Genomic DNA, 22,961 nt, shown 5'->3' with positions numbered 1-22,961 from the left:
GTGGCCGGTAATGGGTCGCGTGCACCGATTCCATGAGCGAACTGCCGTCCGGCCGGGCCATCGGCAGGCCGGCCGGGGCGACCATTGTCACCGTCATGGTTATCAAGACCTTTCGCACTTCTGATCATCGCGAGATCTGCCGCTTCCGGGCCGGCCGCGATCAGTTGAGGAAAGGTTATGAATTCCGCTGTTGAAGAGAACTGAAAGGAAAGTGCAAAACTTGTGGAATGGTTTTCCGGGAAATGGCGACGCGGTGGTCCCGACCACACCGACGGCAGTGGGCATCGCCGGTTCACCGGTGGGCACCGCCGATGCGGCGGTGCACGGCCCGCGAGCTTTGGGTGATCTTGGACCATCTGGCGGCATCGGGGTAGTTAAAACACTTTACAGAGATATCGACGTTTTCATACGTCTACTCGGCGGTAATAGGCCCCTCGCCAACGAACGTCCACATCGCACGGAGGACCGTATGACCGCCATCATCCGACGAGCACTCCTGACCGCCACCGCCACCGCGGCGGCCGCCGCCACCACCCTCGGCGTCCCCGCCACGGCCGCGTTCGCGCAGGCCGCACCCTGTGTCCAGAACATCGCTGTGATCAACAACGGCGCGTACGAGATGTCGTTCGCCGTCGCCAGCCGGACCGGGATCACCTCCACGCCCACCAGCACGTACCTGATCAACAACTTCCGGCTCGTCGACCTGACCGCCACGCCGATCCCCGAGGGTTCGGACGTGCGCCCCGTCGTCACCGCCACGGCCGGCAACACCGAGCCGGCCACCGACTTCGTGTCGTTCTGCGCCAACGGCCAGACCGCGACCTACTCGGCCACCGGCACGACGCTCGACGTTCAGGTCACCCTGCAGCGCTGACCCACCCCACGGACCGTTCCCGCGCATGCGGCTCATCTCCATGCGCACCGTCACCAACCACGAGGACATGCTGATGACCAGAATCCGTACGGCCGTCTCCGGCGCCCTCGCCGGCACCGGCCTGCTCGCCGCCTCCCTCGCCGGCCCGGCCACCCCCGCGCTCGCCCAGGTCGACCCCTGCGTGCAGCGGGTGGTGGTCTCCAACAACTCCGGTTTCGTCCTGTCGTACCAGCTCAGCGACCGCACCGGAACGACCACCACGCCCACCGACCGCTACCCGGTGAACCAGTCGCGGGCCACCGACCTGTCCTTCACCGACTACGCCGCCGGCACCGACGTGCGACCGATCATCACGCCGTACGGCGGCGGCACCGCGACCCCGGCCGGCCAGTTCGTGTCCTACTGCGACAACGGCCAGACCGCCACCTACATCGTGACCGGCACCATCATGAGCTACCAGGTGACCCTGATCGGCGGCTGACCGACCGCGGGCGCCTCACGCGAGTGGGGCGCCCGCACCCCACCGGGCCCGGTCCGGGCCCGCCGACGGAGCAACTCAGGACGCGGTGTCGGCGAGGTCCGCCAGGCGCTGCCGCAGTTCCTCGCGAAGCTTTCCCGGAGCGGCCGCATCAAGGGCACGCACGTTCGCCGCCGGCCCGCCGCCATTGACAGTCACGAATTGAATGTCGAGATGTTTCTCGGCGTTCCGGACCACGGCGTCGATCTGCGCCGGACCCGCCGCGACGATCATTCCGCAGCGGGCCACCGTGAGGGTGTTCAGGTACGGCTCGGCGTTCTCGGCCGTCTGCGCCCCGGCGACCTGAAGGTATTGCACGCGGACCAGCGTCTGCACCGAAGCGTCCTTCATGGCCGACCACACGGTCCTCGCGGGTTCGCTCAGAATTCCCTTCTCGTCGGTGAGCAGGCAGGCTTTCGCGTCGACGTACTCGCGCTGCCGGGGCGGATCGGGCCGCCACACCCAGCTCGCCAGGCCCGCGACGGCCGCTGCCACGACGACGACCGCCAGAGCGATTTGCCAGCGTCGTCCGGGTGTCGACGTGTTCACCCGAAGCCACCGCCGGAGCTCCGCGAATCTCACAGCATTCGCGGACGACCGCTCTGAACTCGCCTTCTTGGACACCGGCGGAGGGTAAGCATTAGATCGGCGTCAAAGCAAGATCTTGCGGACAGTGACGGCGTTACTCCATGCTGCGTCGGCACCTTGGAAGAACCTGTGAGATCGGGGCTCACTGATGCTGCGGCGCTTCGCTGTCCTTACCGCTTTGGCTTTGGCTTTGTCGTCGGGCATACCGCCCGGCGTGGTGCCGGAGGACGGCGGCTGGCCGCTGTCGGGGCTGCTGTCGGTGCTCCGCCAGACGCCGGTGCTGGCCGCCGTCGCCGGCCTGCCGGAGCAGGAGACCGGCGGTGACCCGGCCGACGCCGAGCATTACGTGCCGACCAGCGCGACGCGATCCGAGGGCGGCGCGGGTCAGGCGCCCGGCCGGGGCAAAGGCGTCGCCGACCCGGCGTTGCCGGCACAACCGCAGGCGGAGGCGTACACGACGCCGCCCAAGCCGGGCGACGAGAGCAGTTTCGACCCGGCGCAGAGCGAGCGACTCCCGAAGCGCTCCGCGGCGACCTACGACGAGTTCGAGAACGAGGACGGGTCGATCACCCGGCAGATGCACGGGTCCCGGGTCAACTACCGGGCGGCGGACGGCACCTATCAACCGATCGACCCGACGCTCACCGCGCGCGGGGATCGCCTGGCGGCGGGCGCCAACTCGATCGAGGTGACCCTGGGCGCACACGGCGCCGACCGCACCGACCCGTCATCGAGCGCCTCATCGAGTGCGTCGCCCAGCGCGGCACCGAGTGCGGCACCGGGCGCGGCACCGAGCGCGGCACCGAGCCCGGCACCGGGCGCGTCGTCGAGTGCGGCACCGGGCGCGTCGTCCAGTGCTTCACCGAGTGCCGGGCCCTCCGGTGCCGGCCTGCGGGTCAGGTCCGCCGACGACGCGCTGGCGTCGGTGACGACCGCTTCGGGCCAGACCATGGCGTACGACCTGGCGGGCGCGGCGCCGGTGCCCGCGGTGGTGAACGGGGACACCGCGACGTACCCGGAGATCCTGCCCGCTACCGACCTCGAGCTGCGGTCGCTGAACGACGGCCTCAAGGAGACCATCGTCCTCAAGTCCCCGGCGGCCGGGAACGAGTGGCTCTTCCCGCTCAAGTTGGACGGACTCACCGCGACCCAGCAGGCCGACGGATCGATCAACCTGGTCACCGAGGCCGGCACGGTCGCGATCCGGATCCCGCACGGCTACATGCAGGACTCGAAGGTCGACCCGCGGTCGGGCACGGCGGCCGAGTCCGCGGACGTGGATTACGAACTGGTCACCGTCGACGGGGCACCCGCGTTGAGGGTGACGGCCGACCCGGCGTGGCTCGCCGATCCGGCCCGGCAGTACCCGGTGCGGGTGGACCCGACCGCGGAGACGCAACTCAGTGGCTCCGACGACGCGTTCACCGACAACAGCTCCACCACGTCCGACCAGCGGGGCGACAACCTTCCGGTCGGCACCTGGAACGGCACCGTCATCTCGCGCTCGTTCATCCACTTCAACAACTTCAACAGCTCCGGGCTGACCAACACGCAGATCCGGTCGGCGCGGCTGTTCGCGTTCCACACCTTCTCCCACGACTGCGTGACCCACAAGCCGGTCTACGTGCGCCGGATCACCTCCTCCTGGTCGGCGGCGACACTGGGCAACAACGGCTCGCTCGGGGCCGGCCCGTCGCTCTCGGCGCCGATCGCGACGTGGACGATCGGCGACAACCACCCGGCGTGCGACAACAGCGGCGCCGTCCGCAGCATCGGCGCGTATCGGTCGGTATCGTTGCCGGTGGCCACGTTCAACGGCTGGTCGAACGGCACCATGCCGAACTTCGGGCTGGCGCTGACCGCGGCGGAAGACGACCCGGAAGCGTTCAAGCGGTTCACCTCCGGAGGTTACGGCGGTGGCGGGCTCGGTCCGTACCTGGAGTTGACCTACGACGACAACGTCGACCCGCAGGTCGACGATCAGTACCCGGCGTACGGGGCGGCGGCGCAGACGTTGACGCCGGAGCTGATCGCGGACGCGCACGACCCCGACAACTGGCCGAAGTCGCTGACGTACAAGTTCACCCTGTACAGCAAGGACTCGAAGACCGAGATCGCCAACTCGGGCTGGATCGCGAAGAAGTCGTGGACCGTCCCGGCCGGGAAGATGGTCTGGGGCGAGAGCTACTACTGGGCCGCGACGGTCTCCGACGGGCCGGCCGACAACGGTGCCTACCTGTCGAAGAACCTGCTGGTGACGCCGGTGCCGCAACCGTCGATCACGGCCGGCCTGTCACAGAACCCGGGCCAGGGCTTCGACCCGGTGATCGGCAACTACACCACCACGGTGCGCGACGTGATGGTCAGCACGATCGGGCCGCCGCTGGAGATCACCCGGTCGTACAACAGCATCGATCCGCGGACCGACCACGCGCTCGGTGCCGGCTGGTCGAGTGTGCTCGACGCGAAGGCCGTCGAGAAGAGCGGGCCGACCGGCGTCAACACCGTGGTGGTGACCTATCCGAACGGCCGGGAACTAGCCTTCGGCCGCAACAGTGACGACACCTTCGTCTCGCCGGCCGGGATGTCCGCCGCCTTCACCAAGCTCGACACCGGTTACCGGCTGCGCGAGAAGGACGGCACCACCTACGTGTTCGCCGAGCCGATCGCCGACGGCCGGTACGGCATCTCGTCGATCACCGACGTCGCCGGGCGGGCGCAGACCTTCTGGTACGACGACGGCGTGGTGTCGACGATCCAGTCGGCCTCGGATCGGATCCTGGACGTCTCCTGGACGTCGTCGACCCCCAAGCGGGTGGACCACGTCTCGACCGACGCCTCGGTGGCGGGGGACCGGAACACGGTGAACACCTGGTGGTACGACTACAGTGCGGCCGGCGCGCTGGAACACGTGTGCCCGCCGGCGGGTGGTGGCGAATGCCGCGACTACGAGTACGACGCCACCAACTCGCCCTATCCGACCACCGTGGTCAACGCCCGCCCGTACTCGTACTGGCGGTTGACCGAGACCGGCGACGACAAAGCACGCAGTTCGATGCTGGAGAACGGCGGCGTCGACAACGGCACCTACAGCGGGGTGACGCTGGGCCGGCCGGGCCCGCTCGCCGGGTCGACCGCGACGGCGGCGGGCTTCGACGGAACCTCCTCGCAGGTGCAGCTGCCGGCGAGGCTGACCACCGACGCCACGAACCAGGCGGTCAGCATGTGGTTCAAGACCGGCGGCGGCGAGGGTGTGCTGTACGGGCAGACCCTGGAGGTGCCCGGCGCGACGACGGCGACGACCAGGAACATATACAACCCGACGCTGTACGTCGGCGCGAACGGCAAGCTGATGGGTGGCTTCCCGAAGGCCCCGAAGCTCGGCTCGTCGCTGGGTACGCTGCTGGCCGTCGGGCAGGGGCAGTGCATCACCGTCCCGAACAACTCGGCGACCAACGGTGTCGTGCTCGTGCTGTCGAACTGCACGGGCGGGGCGAGCCAGGTCTTCACCTGGACCGCGGGCCGGCAGATCCAGGTCACCACCGGCGGCGTGGTGAAGTGCCTGGACACGCAGGACCAGGGCGGGTCCAACGGCGACGACCTGATCATCAACGCCTGCAACAGCACCTACGCCACGCAGAAGTGGGACGTCCAGGCCGACGGGCAGCTCATCAACGACTACTCGGGCCTGTGCATGGCTTCGGTCGGCAACGGCACCCAGACCGGCGCGGCCATGCAGATCTGGACGTGCGGCAAGTTGAGCTCGCTGGCCCAGCGGTTCGCCTTCTCGGCGCACAGTCCGATGGAGTCCGCGGCGAGCGTGGCCGACGGCAACTGGCACCACGTCGTGCTGTCGGCGTCCGGCAACAAGCAGGAGATGTACGTCGACGACAAGCCGGTCATCACCCAGACCGGTGTCACCGTCCAGGACGTGAGCCCGAACAGCTCGTACATCGGGAAGGGTTTTCTCGGTGGCGGCTGGCCCAACCAGTCGCATGCGGGCGATGCGACCAACTTGGGCTACCGGCGGTACTTCACCGGTTCGGTCGCCGAAGTGGCGCTGTTCGACTCCGCGGTCGACGGTCAGGTCGTCAACGCGTTGCTCGGCGCACGCGGCCCGGTCAAGCAGATGACCCGCATCGTGCGGGGCAACGGCGGCTCCGCCGCGACCGTCACCTACGACGGGGTGACCGGCCGGGTCAGCGAGATGACCGACGGCAACGGCACCCTCTGGAAACCGCAGGCCCCGGTTCTCGGCGGCACCACCAAGGTGTACGAGAGTGCCGTGCTCGGCGGCGCACCGACGGACTACTGGCGGATGGCCGAGAGCACCGGCGGCCAGGACGCGGTGAACCAGGTCAACGGCGGCACCGCCACCTACGACACGGTCGGGCTCGGCTCGCTCGACGGCCCGTTCGGGGCGGCCGGCAAAGCCGGTTCGTTCAACGGCACCAGCTCCTACCTCTCGCTGCCGGCCGGGATCGCCAAGCCGGGCAACAGCTCGGTGTCGATGTGGTTCAACACCTCGACCACTCGCAAGGTCCTGCTCGGTACGAGGTACGACGCGACGGCGAGCGCCACCCGGTACGAGACGCCCGCGCTGTGGATCTCCGCGGACGGCAAGTTGCGGGCGCTGTCCCCGTCGACGACCCCGACCGGTCCGCTCAACTCGGGTATCGCCGGCAAGTGCATCGACATCGAGAGCAGCAGTACCGCCGACGGCACCCGGATCCAGAGCTACACGTGCAACGGCACACCCGCGCAGACGTGGTCGCTGGTCCCGCTCAGCACCAGCAACACCGAGTTCACCATCCAGGGGTTCGGCAAGTGCATCACCCCCAACGGCGGATTCACCGACAACTACACCGAGCTCACCCTGTGGCCCTGCAACGGCACCGCCACCCAGGTGTGGAAGGCGTCGAACGGCCGGATCCTGAACCAGAAGTCCAACCGCTGCCTCGACCTGCCCGGCCAGTCCAAGGTGGACGGAACCAACCTGCAGCTCTACGACTGCAACACCACCCCTTCGCAGGCCTGGATGCCGTCACTGACCAGCAAGGGGGCGGTCAACGACGGCAAGTGGCACCACGCTGTGCTGACCGACGACGGCCTCAACCAGAACCTCTACGTCGACGGCGTCAAGACCCAGGGCGCCGCCGCCTCGGCCGTGGAGAACCAGCGGCGGCCCCTGACCCCGGACCCGGCGGCGATCTACACCGCCGGCGCCGGCTACATCGACGGCGGGACCGGTAACTTCTACGGGCTCGACTCCGCCGCCACCAGCTACCACAACGGCGGCCTCGCCGAACTCGCGTTCTTCGACTCCACGACCGACGCCAACCAGGCGTCGTACCAGTTCAAGGCCCGCGACGCGGCCACCTCCGCACCCTCGGGCGAGATCCAGTACTCCATCCTGGGGCCGGACAACACCAAGACCACCACGATCAACGACCTGGTGTACGGGCGGAAAGTCGCCGACGTCGACGCGCTGAACAACGCCACCCGCTACGGCTACAGCGGCAAGGGCAATCTGCGTACGGTCACCGACGCCAACGGCAACCTGACCATCAACGAGCACGACGCCCGCGGCAACGTGGTGGCCGCGACGACCTGCCAGGACAGGTCCGAGAACAAGTGCTCGACGTCGTACTCCACCTACTACCTCAACGCCTCCGACGCGTCGGACGTGCGCAACGACCGGCTGGTCGAACTTCGCGGCCCGGGCTCCACGTCGGTCACCGACAACACGTACCTGACGCGATACACCTATGACGAGTTCGGCAACCGGACCAGCGAGATCGACGCGATCGGCCGCAAGACCGTCATCCTCTACACCGACGGCAGCGGCGTCGGCGGATACCCCGGCGTCGAGGCGGTGCCCGCCGGCCTGCCGTGGAAGGTGATCAAACCGGACGGGGGAGTCCAGACGATCCGGTACACCCGGGCCGGTGACGTCGCGGAGACCACCGACCCGGCCGGCTCGGTCACCCGCTACGAGTACGACAACCTCGGCCGCACCACCAAGGAACTCGAGATCCTGCCGGACCCGGCCCGCCCCGGGCAGACGATGCTCGGAGCCACCACCGACTACGAGCACGACCGGTCCGACCGGGTGACCAAGGTGACCGACACCCCCGCCACCAACCTGGTCACCGGGGCCGTGCACACCCCGGTCACGACCCTGGCGTACGACCTCGACGGGCAGCTCGTCGACGAGACCGTCACCGATGCCACCGGCGGCGACGCCTCCCGAACCACCCACTACGACTACGACTGGTGGGGCCGGCGGATCGCCGAGACCGACGAGCTCGGCAACTGGACCTACTTCGACTACGACGCGTTCGGCCGGGTCAGCAAGCAGACCCACGCCGACCTGAGCGCCGTGACGACCACCTACGACGCGGTCGGCAACGAGCTCGAGACCATCGTCGATAACTTCGACGGCGACGGCGACCGGACGATGCGGTCGCTGGCCTACGACCCGGGCGGGCGGCTGGCCGCCGAGACCGACGCGATGGGTTGGCGGACGGAGTACACGTACACCGACAACAACCTGGTCGCCACGGTGACCCGCACCAACGGCACCGACCGGTTCGAGCTCGAGAGCAACACCTACGACAGTGCCGGCAACCGGATCGTCCAGCTCAGCAACAACAAACTGACCAGGACCACGTTCACCTACGACGCGGTCGGCCGCGGCCTGACCGCGACGGCCGAGGTGACCGACCCCGACGGTGGCCCCACCACCAACCGCACCACCAGGTACGACTACTCGGCCGAGGACGACGTGGTCAGCACCAGACTGACCACCGGCAGCACCGACGTGTCCCGCTCCGACACGACGTACGACCGGATGGGCCGGGTCCAGCAGCAGACCACCTACCTCGCCGGTGGGCTGACGCCGACGGTGCGCTGGCCGATGGACCAGACATCCGGCACCACCACCGCGGACACGGCCGGGAACAACACCGGCACCGCCGCCGGTGCCGTGGCCTGGTCCTCGCAACGTGGCGGCGCGGCGTCCTTCACCGGTGCCGCCGGCAGCTCGATCGTCGGTCAGACGGCGGTGGACACCCTGCGCCCGTACACCCTGAGCCTGTGGGCCAAGCTCGCCGCCAAGGGCGCCGACCGGCACGTCGCGTCGATGAACGGCGACCTCGGCGCCGCCGCCCTCGACGTGTTCTACGACAAGACGGCCGACTCCTGGAAGCTGACCATGGCCGGGCGCGGGCCGGACGGCGCCACCAACTCGCTGACCAGCACCACCACCGGGGGATCGGCGACCCTGGACTGGCAGCACCTGGCCGTCACGGTCACCCCGGCCACCGGCAGCGGTGGCACCAGCACCGCCCAGCTCTACGTGGACGGCGTGGTCAAGGCGTCGATCTCGACCACCGCGCAGCTCAACAACAAGGCGACCGACCTGCGGATCGGGGCCGGTCCCACGTCTTCGGGCGAGTTCACCGGCCTCGTCGACGACGTCCAGACATACCAGCAGGCCCTGAGCCCGGCGGAGATCGGCCAGCTCCAGGCCGGCACCGCCCCGGCCGGCGACGCCCGGGTCAGCCGCACCGGCTACACCCTGACCAGCGACGGCTCGGTCACCGTGATGACCGACCCGAAGGGTGGCCGCACGGAGTTCGGCAACGACGAGGTCGGCCGGCCGGTGCTCACCACGCAGCCGACGGTCAGCACCGTCGTCGGCGACGCCGCCCCGATCCTGGCGCACCCGGTGACCCGCATCGGTTACAACACCTTCGGCGAGGCGACCGAGCAGCAGGACGCCAACGGCAACATCACCGTCAACTTCTACGACGGTGCCGGCCAGCTGGTGAAGACCGAGTCGCCGGGGTACACCCTGCCGGGCACCACCACCAGGATCAAATCGACGAAGACCGTCGAGTACAACGAGGTCGGCCAGGTCACCGCCTCGACCGACGCGCTCGGCGCCGAGACCACCTACGAGTACGACCCGCTCGGCCGGACCGTCAAGGTCACCGCACCGGACGACGGCGTCACCGAGTACGAGTACACCCGCAACGGCGACCTGTACTCGCACACCGATCCCACCGGGGCGAAGGTCCAGTCGACCTACGACTACCTCGGCCGCACCGTGGAGAGCACGTCCACGGTGCGCCAGGACAGCGCCGCCTACAAGACCACCTACCAGTACGGCGCGAGCCCCTGGCCGACCCGGGTGACATCGCCGGGCAACGTCGTCACCACCGCGAAGTACAACAGCGTCGGCGAGGTCACCAAGCTCTCCGACGCCCTGGGCAACACCACCACGACCGCGTACGACGGCGCCGGCCGCCCGATCCGGACCACCGCGGCGGACAACACCTACACCACGGTGACCTTCGACCTCGGGGGCCGGCAGACCGCCACGGCCGACTACTCCGCGGCCGGCACCGAACTACGCAGACGCAGCCAGGAGTACGACGCGACCGGCAATCCCGTCGCGGTCACCGACGCCCGGGGAACCCGCAAGACGTACAACTACGACGTCCTCGGCCGCCGCACCGACCAGCACGAACCGACCAGCTCGGCGCACGCGATCGACACCTCGTTCGGCTACGACCTGGCCGGCCACCAGACCCGGTTCACCGACGGGCGGCAGAACAACTTCATCACCACGTACAACGAGTGGGGTCTACCCGCGACCCAGGTCGAGCCGGCCACCACGAGCACACCGAACGCGGCCGACCGCACCTTCACGATGACCTACGACAAGGCCGGCCGGATGACCCGGCTCGACTCGCCGGGCGGCGTACGGGTCACCTCCGAATACGACGTCATGGGCCGGCTCAAGAAGAGCTCGGGCACCGGCGCGCAGGTGGCCACCGCCGACCGCGTCTTCGCCTACGACAAGGTCGGCCGGATGACCTCGTTCACCGGCTCGGCGGGCACCAACACGATCGCCTACGACGACCGCGGCCTGGTCACCGCCGTCAGCGGAGTCTCCGGCGCGTCGTCCTACCAGTACGACCCCGACGGCCGGCTCACCCGGCGCACCGACGGCGCCGGCACCACCGCCTACCAGTACGACCCGGCCGGGCGGCCGGCGCGGGTGCAGAACACCGCCGCCGGCGTCGACCTGACCTACGGCTACAACAGCCTCAACCAGGTCCAGACGATCGCGTACGGCGGTAGCAGCCGGACCTTCGGCTACAACGACCTTCACCAGCTGGTGTCGGACGAACTCAAGACGTCCGGCGGCGCGAGCGTCGGCAAGATCGCCTACGAGTGGAACCGCAACGACAGCGTCACCAAGAAGACGACCACCGGCTTCAGCGGGGCGGCCGTCAACACGTACACCTATGATCTCGCCGATCGGCTGGGACAACGGCGTGACCCCGGTGGTCTACGCCTACGACGACTCCGGCAACCGGCTGCAGGCCGGCCCCAAGACCTTCACCTACGACCAACGCAACCAACTCGTCGCCGACTCGGCCGGAACCACCTACCAGTACACCGCCCGGGGCACCCTGGCCTCGACCACCACCGGCGGCCAGCCGACCACCACCCGGACCGACGCGTTCAACCAGGTGGTGTCCCAGGGGACCAGCGCCAACTACACCTACGACGGCCTCGGCCGGGTCATCCAGAGCGGCCTGACCTACACCGGCCTTGGCAATGATGTTGCCGCCGACGGCAGCACCGTTTACGTGCGCGACGCCGCCGACAGCCTGGTCGGGGTCAAATCCGCGACCGGCCAACGGTACGCGTGGACCGACGCCCACACCGACGTCGTCGGCGAGTTCACCGCGGCCGGCGCCGCCCTGGCCGGCTCGGTGGCCTACGACCCGTGGGGCAAGGTGGTGGCGGCCGCCGGAATGATCGGCAAGCTCGGCTACCAGCAGGAGTGGACCGACCAGACCACCGGCAAGGTCAACATGTGGTCGCGCTGGTACGACCCGCAGACCGGCACCTTCGACACCCGCGACACCGCCACCAACAGCCCGACGCCCACGTCCGGCGCGGCGAACCGCTTCGCCTACGCCGAGGGCGACCCGATGTCGAACACCGACAGCACCGGCAACGCGGTCGACGGCAAATGCGGGGAGTACGACTACGCCTGCGAGGTGAAGAAGTACCAGACCGAACTCACCTCCTACAACTCCGCGATGGAGCAGCGCGACCGCGACATGAAGGCGGCCGGTGGGCAGATCGCCGCCCAGGAGGCCGACTACCAGCGGTCCCAGCGGGAGAGTCAGACATCTCTGCTGGACATTCTGTTGCAGGTCGGTGTGGGCATGCTGCTCGACATGATCGGCTATACGTCGCTTGTCGGGTGTCTGGGCGGTGGGATCTGGGACTGTGTGGATCTGGCCACGAACTTCCTGGGCCCGATCAAGGCGTTGAAGATGGCCAAGTCGTTGTACAAGGCGGCCGACCGGGCGTTCTCCGGCTATCGGTTGTGGAAGCGGATCGTCGACGGTGCGATGACCGCGATGCGCCGGTCGCAGGATCTGATCAATGTGGCTCGTAAGCATTTGAGCGATGTCATGAAGAAGATCCCGAAGAAGCCGAAGCCGCCGAAGAAGAAGGTGAAGCCGCCGGCGAAGAAGAAGCCGAAGCCCAAGCCGAAGCCGGAACGTAAGCCGCAGCCGTCGAAGCAGGCGAAGCCGGTCAAGCCGAAGACCGAGCCGAAGCGGGAGAGCAAGCCGGAGAAGACGAAGGCGTCGGAGCCGAAGAAGCAGGACGGTCAGCCGGAGCGTCGTCGTGAGGAGCCGAAGCAGGACGAGGGTGCGAAGGAGACGGGTCAGCAGACCTGCCCGGAGACATTGCCTACGCACAGCTTCGATCCGGCGACGCTGGTGTTGATGGCTGACGGCAGCACCCGGCCGATCTCTGAGATCACCATCGGTGACGAGGTTCAGGCGAAGGACCCGGTGTCGGGGGAGTCGGGTGGGCGTCCGGTTACGACGTTGCATTCCAACCGCGACGTCGAGTTGACTGACGTGACCGTGTCAACCGGGCCGGCCGGCGACGCTGACGGCAAGTCGGTGGCGCAGGGTAAGGGTGGTCGTAGTACGCGGGGTCCGACCGAGTCGGTGCTGCAGACCACGGCTCATCATCCGTTCTGGGATACCACTACCGGTACGTGGACCGACGCCGCGGACCTGGTCCCGGGCACGTCCACCTTGACCGACCCGGACGGCCGCCTTCAGCAGGTCACCGCCGTCCACAGCTACAGCGGCGTCAAGGTGATGCGCGACCTCACCGTCGACGACATCCACACGTACTATGTGATAGCTGGCACCGAGCCGGTTCTCGTACACAACAACGACTGCGGCGAGCGGGTCGACTATGGGTCGATCAATGAGCATGGTCAAAGAAGTGGTGTACGTGCGCTCTTGGACGAGGACAACATTGGCGGAAATACGGCGCCGAACCCTGCCGAGCCAATCCCTTCCCTTCGCCCTGGAACGCTCGACAACCAGACGCATCTTCTGGCTGCGATGCTGGGTGGCTCCAATACGGATCCGCGGAACTTCGTCGCAATGTACCGGCGGGCGAACAACCCGCGAATGTTGAAGATAGAATATGCGATTCGAAAGGCCGTGCGGGATGGGAAGCAACAGGTGCAGTACAGTGCCGTTCCCAAATACATCGGAAACAGCTCTCGCCCGCTCTACATTCACATCAAGGCCATGGGTAATGGCCCGAATCCGCTAATGGTTGACGTTAAGATCTGGAACGTGGGCTGGTAGTGATGGAAAATTACGCTGACAGGCTGGCCAACTTGTTGGGAGTTGCTGACGACGCGGCTTCCTGCTCGTGGGAGGCAGTCGAGGAGGAGATTGGAAGCCCTCTCCCCGGCGACTACAAGGAGTTGATCGACCATACCGGAAGCGCCGTGTTCGATGACCGGCTTAGCGTATTCGCCCCGAGTTCTTCCGAGGAGACGGATCTGGCTTCCTTAATCAAGGAGCGAGATTGGGCATGGGAATATCTCCGCGAAGACGTTGATCTGCCAGAAAGGTTTTTCACCGAAGATCGTCGGCTGATAGCTTTTGCGGCTATCGACGCGTGCTACTTCTACTGGGACGCGCGCGACGGCTCTGCTCCGGAGGACTGGGGTGTCGTGATCGTGGACGGCGATCTTCAAAATTGGTTCGAGCTGCCACTGTCTGCGACCGAATGCCTATACAAAATCCTGGTCGGGGAGATTGAGTTGCCGCCGTTTGAAGGGTTCTTCGGATCCGCTGAACACAGTGTCGGCCGTTTCGGGAGTTAGGTGCTTGCCGCTAACGAATTCGGCTATCTGCGGTGACCCTGTCGCGCCGAGTCGTCAGCCATGGGCGTCGGTGCAGGGCCTGAATGTGTGCAGGTGTTCGCACCAGTTGCTGTCACGGCTGCTGTCAGGCAAGGAGTCCTATTCATAAACGTCGATCTGTTGGGTTGCTGTTCCCGGCATCGTCGGCTTCGGTCGTGTGGGCGTCCGCGCGGGGCCGTAGGCCTGTAGCGCGTGCGCGCGGCCCGGCTTCGGTCGGGCCGCTCCTTGATCCTGTAAGGCTTTTCTTAGCCAATCGACCCGTTCGCGGCCCGCTTCGCGGCTCGTGGCGGCTGGGCGTTACGCGCGTGGCTTGCGAGTGCGGCGCGGCTTCGCTGGCTCGACTGGCGGCTCGGTGATCGCGGGTTCGATGCCTGCGTTGGCCTCGTACTTGGATATGTCGTCGTCGAGGCCCTGGTGGGCGGCCGTCTCGCCACCCCGGACGTCATCGACCGCTACGAACAGGTCCTCGGCGTACCCATCGGTGTCCCACTCGACCCGGTCCGCGTCACCCATGAATGGCTCCTCGACCAGCCACCGCTCACCGAGCGACTCCACGCCGGACGACGTATCGGCGCAGAGACCGTGCGTGCGCTGGAAGACCGCGTGATCGAGCTGCGGCACCTCGACGACACCGTAGGCAGCCGCCACCTACTACCCGTGGTACGCGCCGAGCTCGACGCCGCCGCCCAGCTCAGCCGCGAGGGCGTCCACCCCGACCGGCTCGGCGTCCGGCTGCTCACCGCGGTAGCCGAGCTGTCCCAACTGGCCGGGTGGATCGCCAGCGACGCCGGCCACTACCGCCACGCCCAACAGCTCTACCTCTCCGGAGTGACCGCCGCCCAGGACGCCGGAGACCGCGCGCTCGGCGCGCAACTGCTGTCCAGCCTCGCCTACCAGATCACCAACATCGGCAACCGCGAAGATGGCCTGCTCATCGCACGGTCCGCCGTCACCGCAGCGACTGACGCCACCCCCGTCGTCCGCGCGCTGCTGCTAAAACGCCTCGCCTTGGCCGCCGCCCGCTGCCACGACCACGACACCACCCACCGCACCCTCGACGCGGTCGACGACGCCTACGAACGGCGCTCACCCGGCATCACCGAACCCGAATGGGTGTACTGGCTCGACCGTAACGAGATCGACGTCATGGCCGCCCGCTGCCACATCCAACTCGGCACCCCGGACGCCGCCGAACCCCTGCTCCGCCGTGCGCTGGCCGGCTACGACCACAGCCACGCCCGCGAAACCGCCCTCTACCAAACCTGGCTCGCCGAAGGCCACGCCCGCACCGGCAACCTCGACGCCGCCCGCGCCACCCTCGACCACATCGACACCACCACCGCCGTCGACGAAGGCTCCATCCGACTACAACGCCGCATCACCGCCGTCGAACACCTCCTCGACCGCCGCCACGACGGCAAAGCCGACGGATCGGCCCTCCCGTCGGATAGGTGGACCGCCGTCGACATGCGTCCCGGTTGCTGTCAGAGCTGCTGTCAAACCGACCTACAACCGGCATCGACGCGCCGCCACGGTAGGCGGAACACCAGCTCAGAGTCGTCGTAGCACCGGCCACGCGACCGCGACCACGGCGAATGCGCTCAAACGTGCTACGTGCTCGCCGGCACGGAGCCGGTTTTGGTCCACAACTGTGGCGGGAAGGAAGAGGGCCATCACGCCAGCTGTGAATGCGAGGATGGTGGGCAACCGCGCATGGCGAACGGCCAGCTCGGCTCGAACCGTACGCATTCCGAGGACGACCCTGCTGAATGGGGAACCACAGAGCGGCGTGCCGAGTGGAGGAAGCACCATAATGACCCGAATTCGCCCCTGACGGCCGCGCAGAAGGCGGAAATCAAGAGGCGTGGTTATGCTGGACCTCAAAGGATAAATCCGTGGACGAGCGAGCTGGAAACGATGGAGTTGTCACGCGAACCCATTCCCTTCCGCGACGGTGGTGACGTCACGGTGCCGCGTTGGCCGGACGAGCATGCTGCCATCGACTCGTCGCGGAAGTTGAAGGGTAATAGAATCCCGTTCACGAACACCTACCCGGGCGACGACTAGTTGAGAGTTCCTGATGAACACTGACTTCCGGATCCGGACCGAGTGGGATGATGACCTTTTCACGGAGCCTGTCGAGCTATATTACGTGCTGGATAGTTTGGAACCAGGTGAACCTGGCGCGAGGGTGGAGCCGGTTGAACCTGACGGTATATGGGTCGACGTGAGTGTGAATCCAGCGGGAACGCTCGATGTAAAGTTTCGGGTAAGTTCAGATAGCCCCACCCAGGATGTTGTCGATATCGATATCCTGGATGTCTATCAAGCTCTGCTGGAATATGTGGGTGGTGAGGCAAACTGGCCGGCACGGTTTCGCATCTTCGCTGCTGGGAGGGCGTCCGGCGGCGATCCGAGGTCCGTCGACTACGCCCCAACCAGCTTGACGATCGCGGTCGCTATGCTGGATAAAAGGAATCGGGCTACGCGGTTAGGCTGGGAATTGTCTACGCCGCCCGTGATCAGGTGGGGGGCAGAGAAGGTCATAACGGGAGATCTGTGGACAGGCTTGCCTGCTGAAGGCGTGGGTCTTATTCGGGTGGATCGCCTCGACGAAACGCGGCAGAGTGGAGTGGCTATTAACGTTCCGGGTGGCCGTGTTATTGGTCCGAACGGATCGGCTGCTGCGGAAGCAGTATTCTGGCCGCAGGTAGATGGCCGCGAGATCGAGTTTAAATTCACGGCACCACGTGGCACATTGGGGGTATGCAACGTCTACTTGGTCGGTGACGATTCCTGGTCCCGTGTTGAGCGGTGGACTGAAGACGCTGGCATGATCGCGCACGTGGACTCCGGAACGGAAAAGTCATACCGGTGCAACCATGCTTCAACCCAGCCTCCGCATTTCAATGACCTCATCTTCCGGCTTACCCTTTCGGTCAATGAAATATTCTGAAGTCGAGCCCATTCAAGGATTTGTCAAGCCCTGGGTTGATGGAGTGAACGGATCTGGTTGCGCCGCTGCGGTTGCAGGTTCGGATGGTTAGGTTGCCAGTTGAGGGGTGTGTTGTGGGCCGCCGCTGAAGCTGGTGACGTTTCGTGGTGACGGACTCACCGGCGTCGCTGTCGTGTGTAGTGTGGCGTAGAAGTGCGCGCCCGTTGCTGTCACGGTTGCTGTCAAACGATCAACTATATCGATGAATGTCGACTGGCTAGCTGAGCTGAGCGCGGGCATGCGAACCTCGGACTGTCTTAGCCGGGTCGCCAGACGACGCCGCAAGGTGGGTCCGGCATCGTTTGCTGGACGGTGTCGCAGACATCGCATACATGATCATCTGTGGCTCGCCCGTCCGAATTGCGATCACGTGATCTTCAAGCCGCGGCTCGAGGGGGTGCGCGCGTGGCCGTAGGCCTTGAGCGCGTGCGCGCGGCCCGGCGTAGCCGGGCCTTCTTGATCCTGTATAGCTTTTCTTAGCCAATCGGCCGCTGCGTCGGTGCCGGGTGGTGGTCCTGGCTGCGGCTATTTGGTCGGCTTGCGGGCGCGGCGTGGCTTCGTCAGCTCGGGTGCTGCTGCAGCGTCGGCTGAGTTGATGCCGGTGTTGGCCTTGTACTTCGCGATGTCTTCGGCGAGGTCTTGGTGTGCGGCCTTGAGGTCCGCAAGCCGGGCTCCACCGTGCGCACACGTACGCCCACGTTGCTGTCACGGCTGCTGTCAACGTCGACTCCCATCGATGAAATCCGTGGCGACTCTGCCCGTCTCGCAGTTCAGAGGCATGATCCACACCAGGCCGCCGCAGCGACCGTCGTAGCTGGTCCACACGTACTATGTACTCGCCGGCAACGAGCCGGTCCTAGTCCACAATAACAACGGCTGTGATCTCGCAGATATAGCGGCAAACCATCGGGTCAACGCCAACAATGGACTGGGGGTCAAAGGCGGCAAGAACATCGCTGTGATGCGCTCAATGATCGATGGACAATCGCCCACGACCGGCATTGCGACCAGCGGTAGGCATGTAAACCCAGGAGAGGTGGGCATGCCAGCCAGCAGGCAATTCACGCCGCCCAACCCTTCCCGCGCGTACGACTCGGAGGTGTTCCTGCTTGAAGATCTTGCTCAAGGTCTGAACTCCAAATCGACCGGCGCTGTCCATATCTATTCTGAGCGGGCTGTTTGTCCCAGTTGCGGCGACGTAATAGATCAATTCAAAGCGAAATTTCCGGGCGTCAAGGTGCACGTGCGAACTGGCGAGGACTGAATCATGCATAAGGTTGCCGAACTCGCAAATTTGATTCGGCAGGAGAGTCCGGATGGCGTTCTTGGCATTACGCAAGAACAAATTTCCGAGATCCAAGAAGCCTGGGGCGTCCCGCGGCTTCCGTCGGCATACGTTGAGTTCCTCGCCCTCATGGGAGCGCGCGCAGGTAGGATGCTTCGCGGTACGGACGCCTTCTATCCGGTCTTGCTCCGTATCAAAGAGTGGGCCGACGACTTCTTTGATGAGAACGCCGACGTCATTTCGCTTCCAGAAAGTGCAGTCGTATTTGCGATGCATCAAGGTTACCTTGCGTACTGCATGTCTGATGTTTCGGTACCCGATCCAGAGGTTATTCTGTACTCTGAAGCCGTCTCGATGCCGTTGCGCGTGTGGCCGACATTCACCGCATTCCTTAATGCGCATTATTTAGATGAACCTGGGGTCAAGTAGGAATCCAGTCAACATAAATATCGCAGCGCCGTTGTTTCTTGCCGATGCAGGTCGATCATTAGAATTCCGTATGCTGAGATTGGTTGAGCATTAGTAAATCATCATAGATTTGCGAAGATTGCTCGCCGAGTCCGAGGTTGGTAAGATTCCCTGCAGCCCAGGTGCATTCGCGGAATTCCGCGTGATCTGGGTGTGGAAATGTACCGCAGGGTTCCCGCGATCCGGTATCCGTGGCGCTGGAGGGCCTGGGCGGCCGCCGGCGTGCGGCTACGTTGCTGTCACGGCTGATGTCATTCGATCATGCGTATGCATACGTGTCGATGCCTAGCGGATGGGGTCGCTGAGTGTCGGATGGCGATGTTCGGTCTGCGGCCAATCCGTGGGAAATTCTAGCGTTGAGCGCGGTACTGCCTGGCGTGCGCGCGGGGCCGTAGGTGCCTGTAGCGCGTGCGCGCGGCCCGGCTTCGGCCGGGTCGCTTCTTGACTACGTATAGCTTTTCTTAGCCAATCGGCCGCTGGCGTCGGTGGCGGGGGGTGGTCTTGGCTGCGGCCCCATTCGAATGACCTTGCAGCGAGTCTGCGTGCCGGTGGGGACAAGGATGCGCATACGTTCAATAACGAGAGCTTCGGAACACCCGGCGTTAGCGGAAGGCCGAAATGGACGGAAGGAGTAGAGGAAGCGATTGGCAATGAGAATACAAAGATCAGTGTTGCGCTGGATGGAATTCCCGGCGGATCTGCAGTCGAGAAGTTCGCGGCTGCATATAGGCGTGGGGTTCCACTTCAGGGAGATTGGCGGGCTGCTGCGCTGTCCGGAAATGGCACGGCGTGGGAACTTGCGAAGTTGGGCAACGCAGTGAGATTCGGAAGGCGAGAATGGGGTGGTATCGACTTCTATCACGGGCGAAAGATTGATCTGGCAGAACCGGACTGGTCTGAACTTAGGAGAGGATTCTAATGAGCGAAACCAGCTCCTACCTGCGTCCGAACCGGATCTTTAGGATTTGGAGCTTCACGGCAAATCACAACCAACTCATCGTGCGAAGTGAACCAGCGGACACCGAAGACGAGCAATTTCGGGCTGAGGTGTACTTCGGTAACGTTCAGTTCATGTCGATAAAGCCTGTGCATCGTGGACTATTTTTGAGACGCCCGGAATTGTTGCAACGGAAGCAGTTGGCGGAGCGGTTCCAGTTGCCTGATGAAATCCTTGATCAGGCATTCTTGGTCGACGAAATTGGTTCTGAGTTTGTCGTTTCCAGCAATCCCGCTTGGCGGGAAGCGCCACGAGATTTCGATGCCCCGTCACTATTTGCCTTTGATCAGCCATGGCCGCCCGCCGAGGATGTTAGGTGGGGTGTCATATAGTCCTCGCTTCATCAGCACAGATGGAGTTAGTGATACTCCTCAAGGCATCACCAGGAATGGTTACCTTGTATTGTGAAAGGCCTCGGCGGCTACTGCGGTCGGCCTGGGCTGCTGCCCCGGTTGTCGTCAGCGAATAGCGTGGCAGGGGGTCGTTGGGGTTGAGGCGTCCGTCGCGGCGGCACCTCGCCATCAGCGACGAGTCGACCGACCTCAGGTTCATCGACCCGGCCGGAATCGACCGCATCCCGATCCACGACACGGCACGGTCCGGCTCCGGCACCACGCGGACCACCGCTGGGCGGGCCTTGACGGTGCAAAATGCCGGTCCTCGTCCACAACTTGTACTTGTCGTCGGCGAGGTCTTGGTGTGCGGCCTTGTGGTCCGCGAGCTCTTGAGTGGCGGTGTTCATGCCGTGGACGTCTTTGGTCATCATGGCGTCGACGATGCGGCCGGCGATCTCGTTCTGTGTCAGCAGGAACTGGATACGCGTCGGTTGAGGTCGGGGTCGTCGGCCATGGCGGGCGTACCGCCGCGCGCAGGGTTGGCTGCCCGTCGGTGCCGATACGTTCGGTGGTGAGTGGGTGGACGAAGGTGCTGTTGCTGACGACGGCGTAGGTGAGGCCGTGGTGTTATAGCTCGCGAAGCGCATAGAGCTGAAGAGGGAGAAGACGAGGGCGGCGGAGCCGAAGAGGGAGGACCGTCAGCCGGAGCGTCGTCGTGAGGAGCCGAAGCAGGACGAGGGTGCGAAGGAGACGGGTCAGCAGACCTGCCCGACGCAGCCTACGCACAGTTTCGATCCGGGCACGCTGGTGTTGATGGCTGACGGCAGCAGCCGGCCGATCTCTGAGATCACCATCGGTGACCAGGTACAGGCGAAGGATCCGGTGTTGGGTGAGGCGGGAGGCGGCCTGCTACGACGCTGCATTCCAATCGCGACGTCGAGTTGACTGACGTGACCGTGTTAACCGAGCCGGCCGGCGACGCTGACGGCAAGTCGGTGGCGCAGGGTAAGGGTGGTCGTAGTACGCGGGGTCCGACCGAGTCGGTGCTGCAGACCACGGCTCATCATCCGTTCTGGGATGCCACCACCGGTGCGTGGACCGACGCTGCTGACCTGGTCCCGGGCACGTCCACCTTGACCGCCCCGGACGGCCGTCTTCAGCAGGTCACCGCCGTCCACAGCTATACCGGTGCCAAGGTGATGCGCGACCTCACCGTCGCCGACATCCACACCTACTATGTGTTGGCTGGCGAAACCCCGGTCCTGGTCCACAACTGCGGGAATGGCAGTTCGAAAGCGGAAGATCACGTCAGCTGGGTTGATGAGGGAGGCGACCTAAGTCTCGGTCGGCGGGGAATGCCGCAGGGTGCCTATGATTATCAATCAGGTGTCGCAGGCGCTCGATCTAATGCAGCAACGCGTTATGGGCAGGCTCCCCAGCTGGAAATGCCCGGTGCTGACGGGAAACCGGTTACCGCCAAATTCGATGGCCTCGAAGGGAATGAGATCATCGACCGGAAGCTGAATCCGCGATTTACTGAGAAGGCTGTGGACCAGGCTCGGCGGCAGGCTGCGACTGCGGCGTATCATGGTCTAACGCCAGTGTGGGAACTACCTGATGAGGCGGCTGTGGGTGCAGCAAACAGGTTTATGTCCTATGCAAAGATATCGACCATTGTAGTTAGGCAGGCGGGATGAATCCGGAGCCATTGGTGCGTGCGATCGTAGCTGCCATGATGCTGATGGAGGAGTGTGGCCCTGAGGAAATCGATCCCGATACTGCGGTGCGCGGTTTAGAGAACATGGGGTACGAGATTCTTCAGTTGTCGAGGGATGATCGTGGTGAACTTCTCGAATTGATCGAACGCATGGCGCGGGACAGCGATTCGCATACGGCCGACTTTTTGCGGGCACTTCCATTTAGCATTGGAATGGTTGACGGTTTGCCGCCAGAGTCTGGCGGGGAAGCTGATTAACCTGGATCGCAAGTGGCCACTTCGTGGCGTTCAACGTCGCCACGTGGCGCGGTCATGCGTGTCGGTTGCTGTCACGGTTGCTGTCAGTCAATCATTAAGATTGACAATACTCGATGTTTTGTATGCGGCCTTCTGGCTAGCTGAGATCAGTGGCTCGCCTTGAGGCGTGCGCGCGGGGCCGTAGGCCTTGAGCGCGTGCGCGCGGCCCGGCGAATGCCGGGCCGTACTTGATCCTGTATAGCGCGGACGGGCGAAATGGGCTCGGCAACCACCGTTCGAGTCTGGAACATCAACCGCAGCGTCGTCGGCCCGGAGATTCGCGGAGCCGCACAGGTAACCGCTGTGGCGGTGCGTCGATGGCCGACCGCTTACATCGGCCGTTCCGACAGGTCCGTTACTCTGGCTGATCTTTCAACGGGTCAAGAAGTCTGTCCTCCCATCATCCTGCCAGACAAGCCGGCCAGATTCTTCGTGCTTGGCAACGGCGACCTTCTGGCCAGTGCCGGAAGCGACATCGCACGGCTGACTTTCGTCGACCTGCCGAAAGATGCGCACAGTTGACAGGGCGGGAAGTTGGCCAGCAGGTACCGTCAGGCGCACCCGGTCGGCACTACGTACAACATCACATCATCTATCACTGAGCC

Annotated in this window: 15 protein-coding genes and 1 pseudogene; 15 read left to right on the top strand and 1 reads right to left on the bottom strand. The window is 65.1% G+C overall.

Features of this window, described 5'->3' with window-relative positions; genetic code table 11:
* The first annotated feature begins 469 nt into the window (after nt 1–469).
* Together Afe05nite_RS42500 and Afe05nite_RS42495 are read left to right on the top strand one after the other, a co-directional pair.
* Nucleotides 470–874, top strand: a complete 405-nt coding sequence (locus tag Afe05nite_RS42500) for a hypothetical protein (protein WP_203823025.1) — start codon at nt 470–472, stop codon at nt 872–874.
* Between the two features lie 25 nt (nt 875–899).
* The gene (locus tag Afe05nite_RS42495; protein WP_239118633.1) at nt 900–1,355 is read left to right on the top strand and encodes a hypothetical protein; all 456 of its coding nucleotides are present in this window, start codon (nt 900–902) and stop codon (nt 1,353–1,355) included.
* 75 nt (nt 1,356–1,430) lie between these two features.
* On the opposite strand, the gene Afe05nite_RS42490 is transcribed toward Afe05nite_RS42495, so the two are convergent.
* Nucleotides 1,431–2,015, bottom strand: a complete 585-nt coding sequence (locus tag Afe05nite_RS42490) for a type 1 periplasmic-binding domain-containing protein (RefSeq protein ID WP_203823024.1) — start codon at nt 2,013–2,015, stop codon at nt 1,431–1,433.
* A 148-nt stretch (nt 2,016–2,163) separates the two neighbouring features.
* Between Afe05nite_RS42490 and Afe05nite_RS44410 the strand changes: the two genes are divergently transcribed.
* The 13 genes and pseudogenes from Afe05nite_RS44410 to Afe05nite_RS42400 all read left to right on the top strand — a co-directional run bounded on the left by Afe05nite_RS44410 (nt 2,164) and on the right by Afe05nite_RS42400 (nt 22,878).
* The gene (locus Afe05nite_RS44410; RefSeq protein ID WP_239118632.1) at nt 2,164–11,619 is read left to right on the top strand and encodes a ricin-type beta-trefoil lectin domain protein; all 9,456 of its coding nucleotides are present in this window, start codon (nt 2,164–2,166) and stop codon (nt 11,617–11,619) included.
* Nucleotides 11,528–13,696 (top strand): RHS repeat-associated core domain-containing protein, encoded by a 2,169-nt coding sequence (locus Afe05nite_RS42455; protein WP_275407556.1) that lies wholly within the window; start codon nt 11,528–11,530, stop codon nt 13,694–13,696. Before Afe05nite_RS44410 ends, Afe05nite_RS42455 begins: the two co-directional genes overlap by 92 nt.
* A 2-nt stretch (nt 13,697–13,698) precedes the next feature.
* A complete protein-coding gene (locus tag Afe05nite_RS42450; protein ID WP_203823022.1) occupies nt 13,699–14,223 on the top strand; it encodes an SMI1/KNR4 family protein in 525 nt (174 codons plus the stop codon).
* 456 nt (nt 14,224–14,679) lie between these two features.
* Nucleotides 14,680–15,684, top strand: a pseudogene (locus Afe05nite_RS42445) (NsdA family TPR-like regulatory protein); the annotation flags it as partial.
* Nucleotides 15,685–15,975: 291 nt separating this feature from the next.
* Nucleotides 15,976–16,329: a hypothetical protein gene (locus Afe05nite_RS42440; RefSeq protein ID WP_203823021.1), complete on the top strand. Its 354-nt coding sequence runs from the start codon at nt 15,976–15,978 to the stop codon at nt 16,327–16,329.
* Nucleotides 16,330–16,342: 13 nt separating this feature from the next.
* Nucleotides 16,343–17,218 (top strand): hypothetical protein, encoded by an 876-nt coding sequence (locus tag Afe05nite_RS42435; protein WP_203823020.1) that lies wholly within the window; start codon nt 16,343–16,345, stop codon nt 17,216–17,218.
* Between the two features lie 1,000 nt (nt 17,219–18,218).
* Nucleotides 18,219–18,521: a deaminase domain-containing protein gene (locus Afe05nite_RS44405; RefSeq protein ID WP_307835675.1), complete on the top strand. Its 303-nt coding sequence runs from the start codon at nt 18,219–18,221 to the stop codon at nt 18,519–18,521.
* A 3-nt stretch (nt 18,522–18,524) separates the two neighbouring features.
* On the top strand, nt 18,525–18,971 hold the full coding sequence (locus Afe05nite_RS42425) for an SMI1/KNR4 family protein (protein ID WP_203823019.1): 447 nt from the start codon (nt 18,525–18,527) through the stop codon (nt 18,969–18,971).
* 490 nt (nt 18,972–19,461) lie between these two features.
* Nucleotides 19,462–19,929, top strand: a complete 468-nt coding sequence (locus Afe05nite_RS45040) for a polymorphic toxin type 27 domain-containing protein (protein WP_203823026.1) — start codon at nt 19,462–19,464, stop codon at nt 19,927–19,929.
* Complete coding sequence (locus tag Afe05nite_RS42415; RefSeq protein ID WP_203823018.1) at nt 19,929–20,339, top strand: hypothetical protein; 411 nt, start codon at nt 19,929–19,931, stop codon at nt 20,337–20,339. The genes Afe05nite_RS45040 and Afe05nite_RS42415 overlap by 1 nt, the downstream gene beginning before the upstream one ends.
* Nucleotides 20,340–21,292: 953 nt before the next feature.
* Nucleotides 21,293–22,039, top strand: a complete 747-nt coding sequence (locus tag Afe05nite_RS42410; protein ID WP_203823017.1) for a polymorphic toxin-type HINT domain-containing protein — start codon at nt 21,293–21,295, stop codon at nt 22,037–22,039.
* Nucleotides 22,040–22,074: 35 nt separating this feature from the next.
* The gene (locus Afe05nite_RS42405; protein WP_203823016.1) at nt 22,075–22,317 is read left to right on the top strand and encodes a hypothetical protein; all 243 of its coding nucleotides are present in this window, start codon (nt 22,075–22,077) and stop codon (nt 22,315–22,317) included.
* 255 nt (nt 22,318–22,572) lie between these two features.
* On the top strand, nt 22,573–22,878 hold the full coding sequence (locus tag Afe05nite_RS42400) for a hypothetical protein (protein WP_203823015.1): 306 nt from the start codon (nt 22,573–22,575) through the stop codon (nt 22,876–22,878).
* Nucleotides 22,879–22,961 lie beyond the last annotated feature (83 nt).

This window comes from Paractinoplanes ferrugineus (assembly GCF_016862195.1).
In the GTDB taxonomy this organism is placed as follows: Bacteria; Actinomycetota; Actinomycetes; order Mycobacteriales; family Micromonosporaceae; genus Actinoplanes; species Actinoplanes ferrugineus.
The sequence above is the reverse complement of the archived record's forward strand: the minus strand, read 5'-3'. Positions and strand labels throughout refer to the sequence as shown.

What these genes read in the sequence shown, in the direction of transcription:
- Afe05nite_RS42500 (WP_203823025.1), top strand. Translation starts at nt 470, where the DNA reads ATGACCGCCATCATCCGACGAGCACTCCTGACCGCCACCGCCACCGCG.
- Afe05nite_RS42495 (WP_239118633.1), top strand. Translation starts at nt 900, where the DNA reads ATGCGGCTCATCTCCATGCGCACCGTCACCAACCACGAGGACATGCTG.
- Afe05nite_RS42450 (WP_203823022.1), top strand. Translation starts at nt 13,699, where the DNA reads ATGGAAAATTACGCTGACAGGCTGGCCAACTTGTTGGGAGTTGCTGAC.
- Afe05nite_RS42440 (WP_203823021.1), top strand. Translation starts at nt 15,976, where the DNA reads ATGGCGAACGGCCAGCTCGGCTCGAACCGTACGCATTCCGAGGACGAC.
- Afe05nite_RS42435 (WP_203823020.1), top strand. Translation starts at nt 16,343, where the DNA reads ATGAACACTGACTTCCGGATCCGGACCGAGTGGGATGATGACCTTTTC.
- Afe05nite_RS44405 (WP_307835675.1), top strand. Translation starts at nt 18,219, where the DNA reads ATGCGCTCAATGATCGATGGACAATCGCCCACGACCGGCATTGCGACC.
- Afe05nite_RS42425 (WP_203823019.1), top strand. Translation starts at nt 18,525, where the DNA reads ATGCATAAGGTTGCCGAACTCGCAAATTTGATTCGGCAGGAGAGTCCG.
- Afe05nite_RS42415 (WP_203823018.1), top strand. Translation starts at nt 19,929, where the DNA reads ATGAGCGAAACCAGCTCCTACCTGCGTCCGAACCGGATCTTTAGGATT.
- Afe05nite_RS42405 (WP_203823016.1), top strand. Translation starts at nt 22,075, where the DNA reads ATGATGCTGATGGAGGAGTGTGGCCCTGAGGAAATCGATCCCGATACT.
- Afe05nite_RS42400 (WP_203823015.1), top strand. Translation starts at nt 22,573, where the DNA reads ATGGGCTCGGCAACCACCGTTCGAGTCTGGAACATCAACCGCAGCGTC.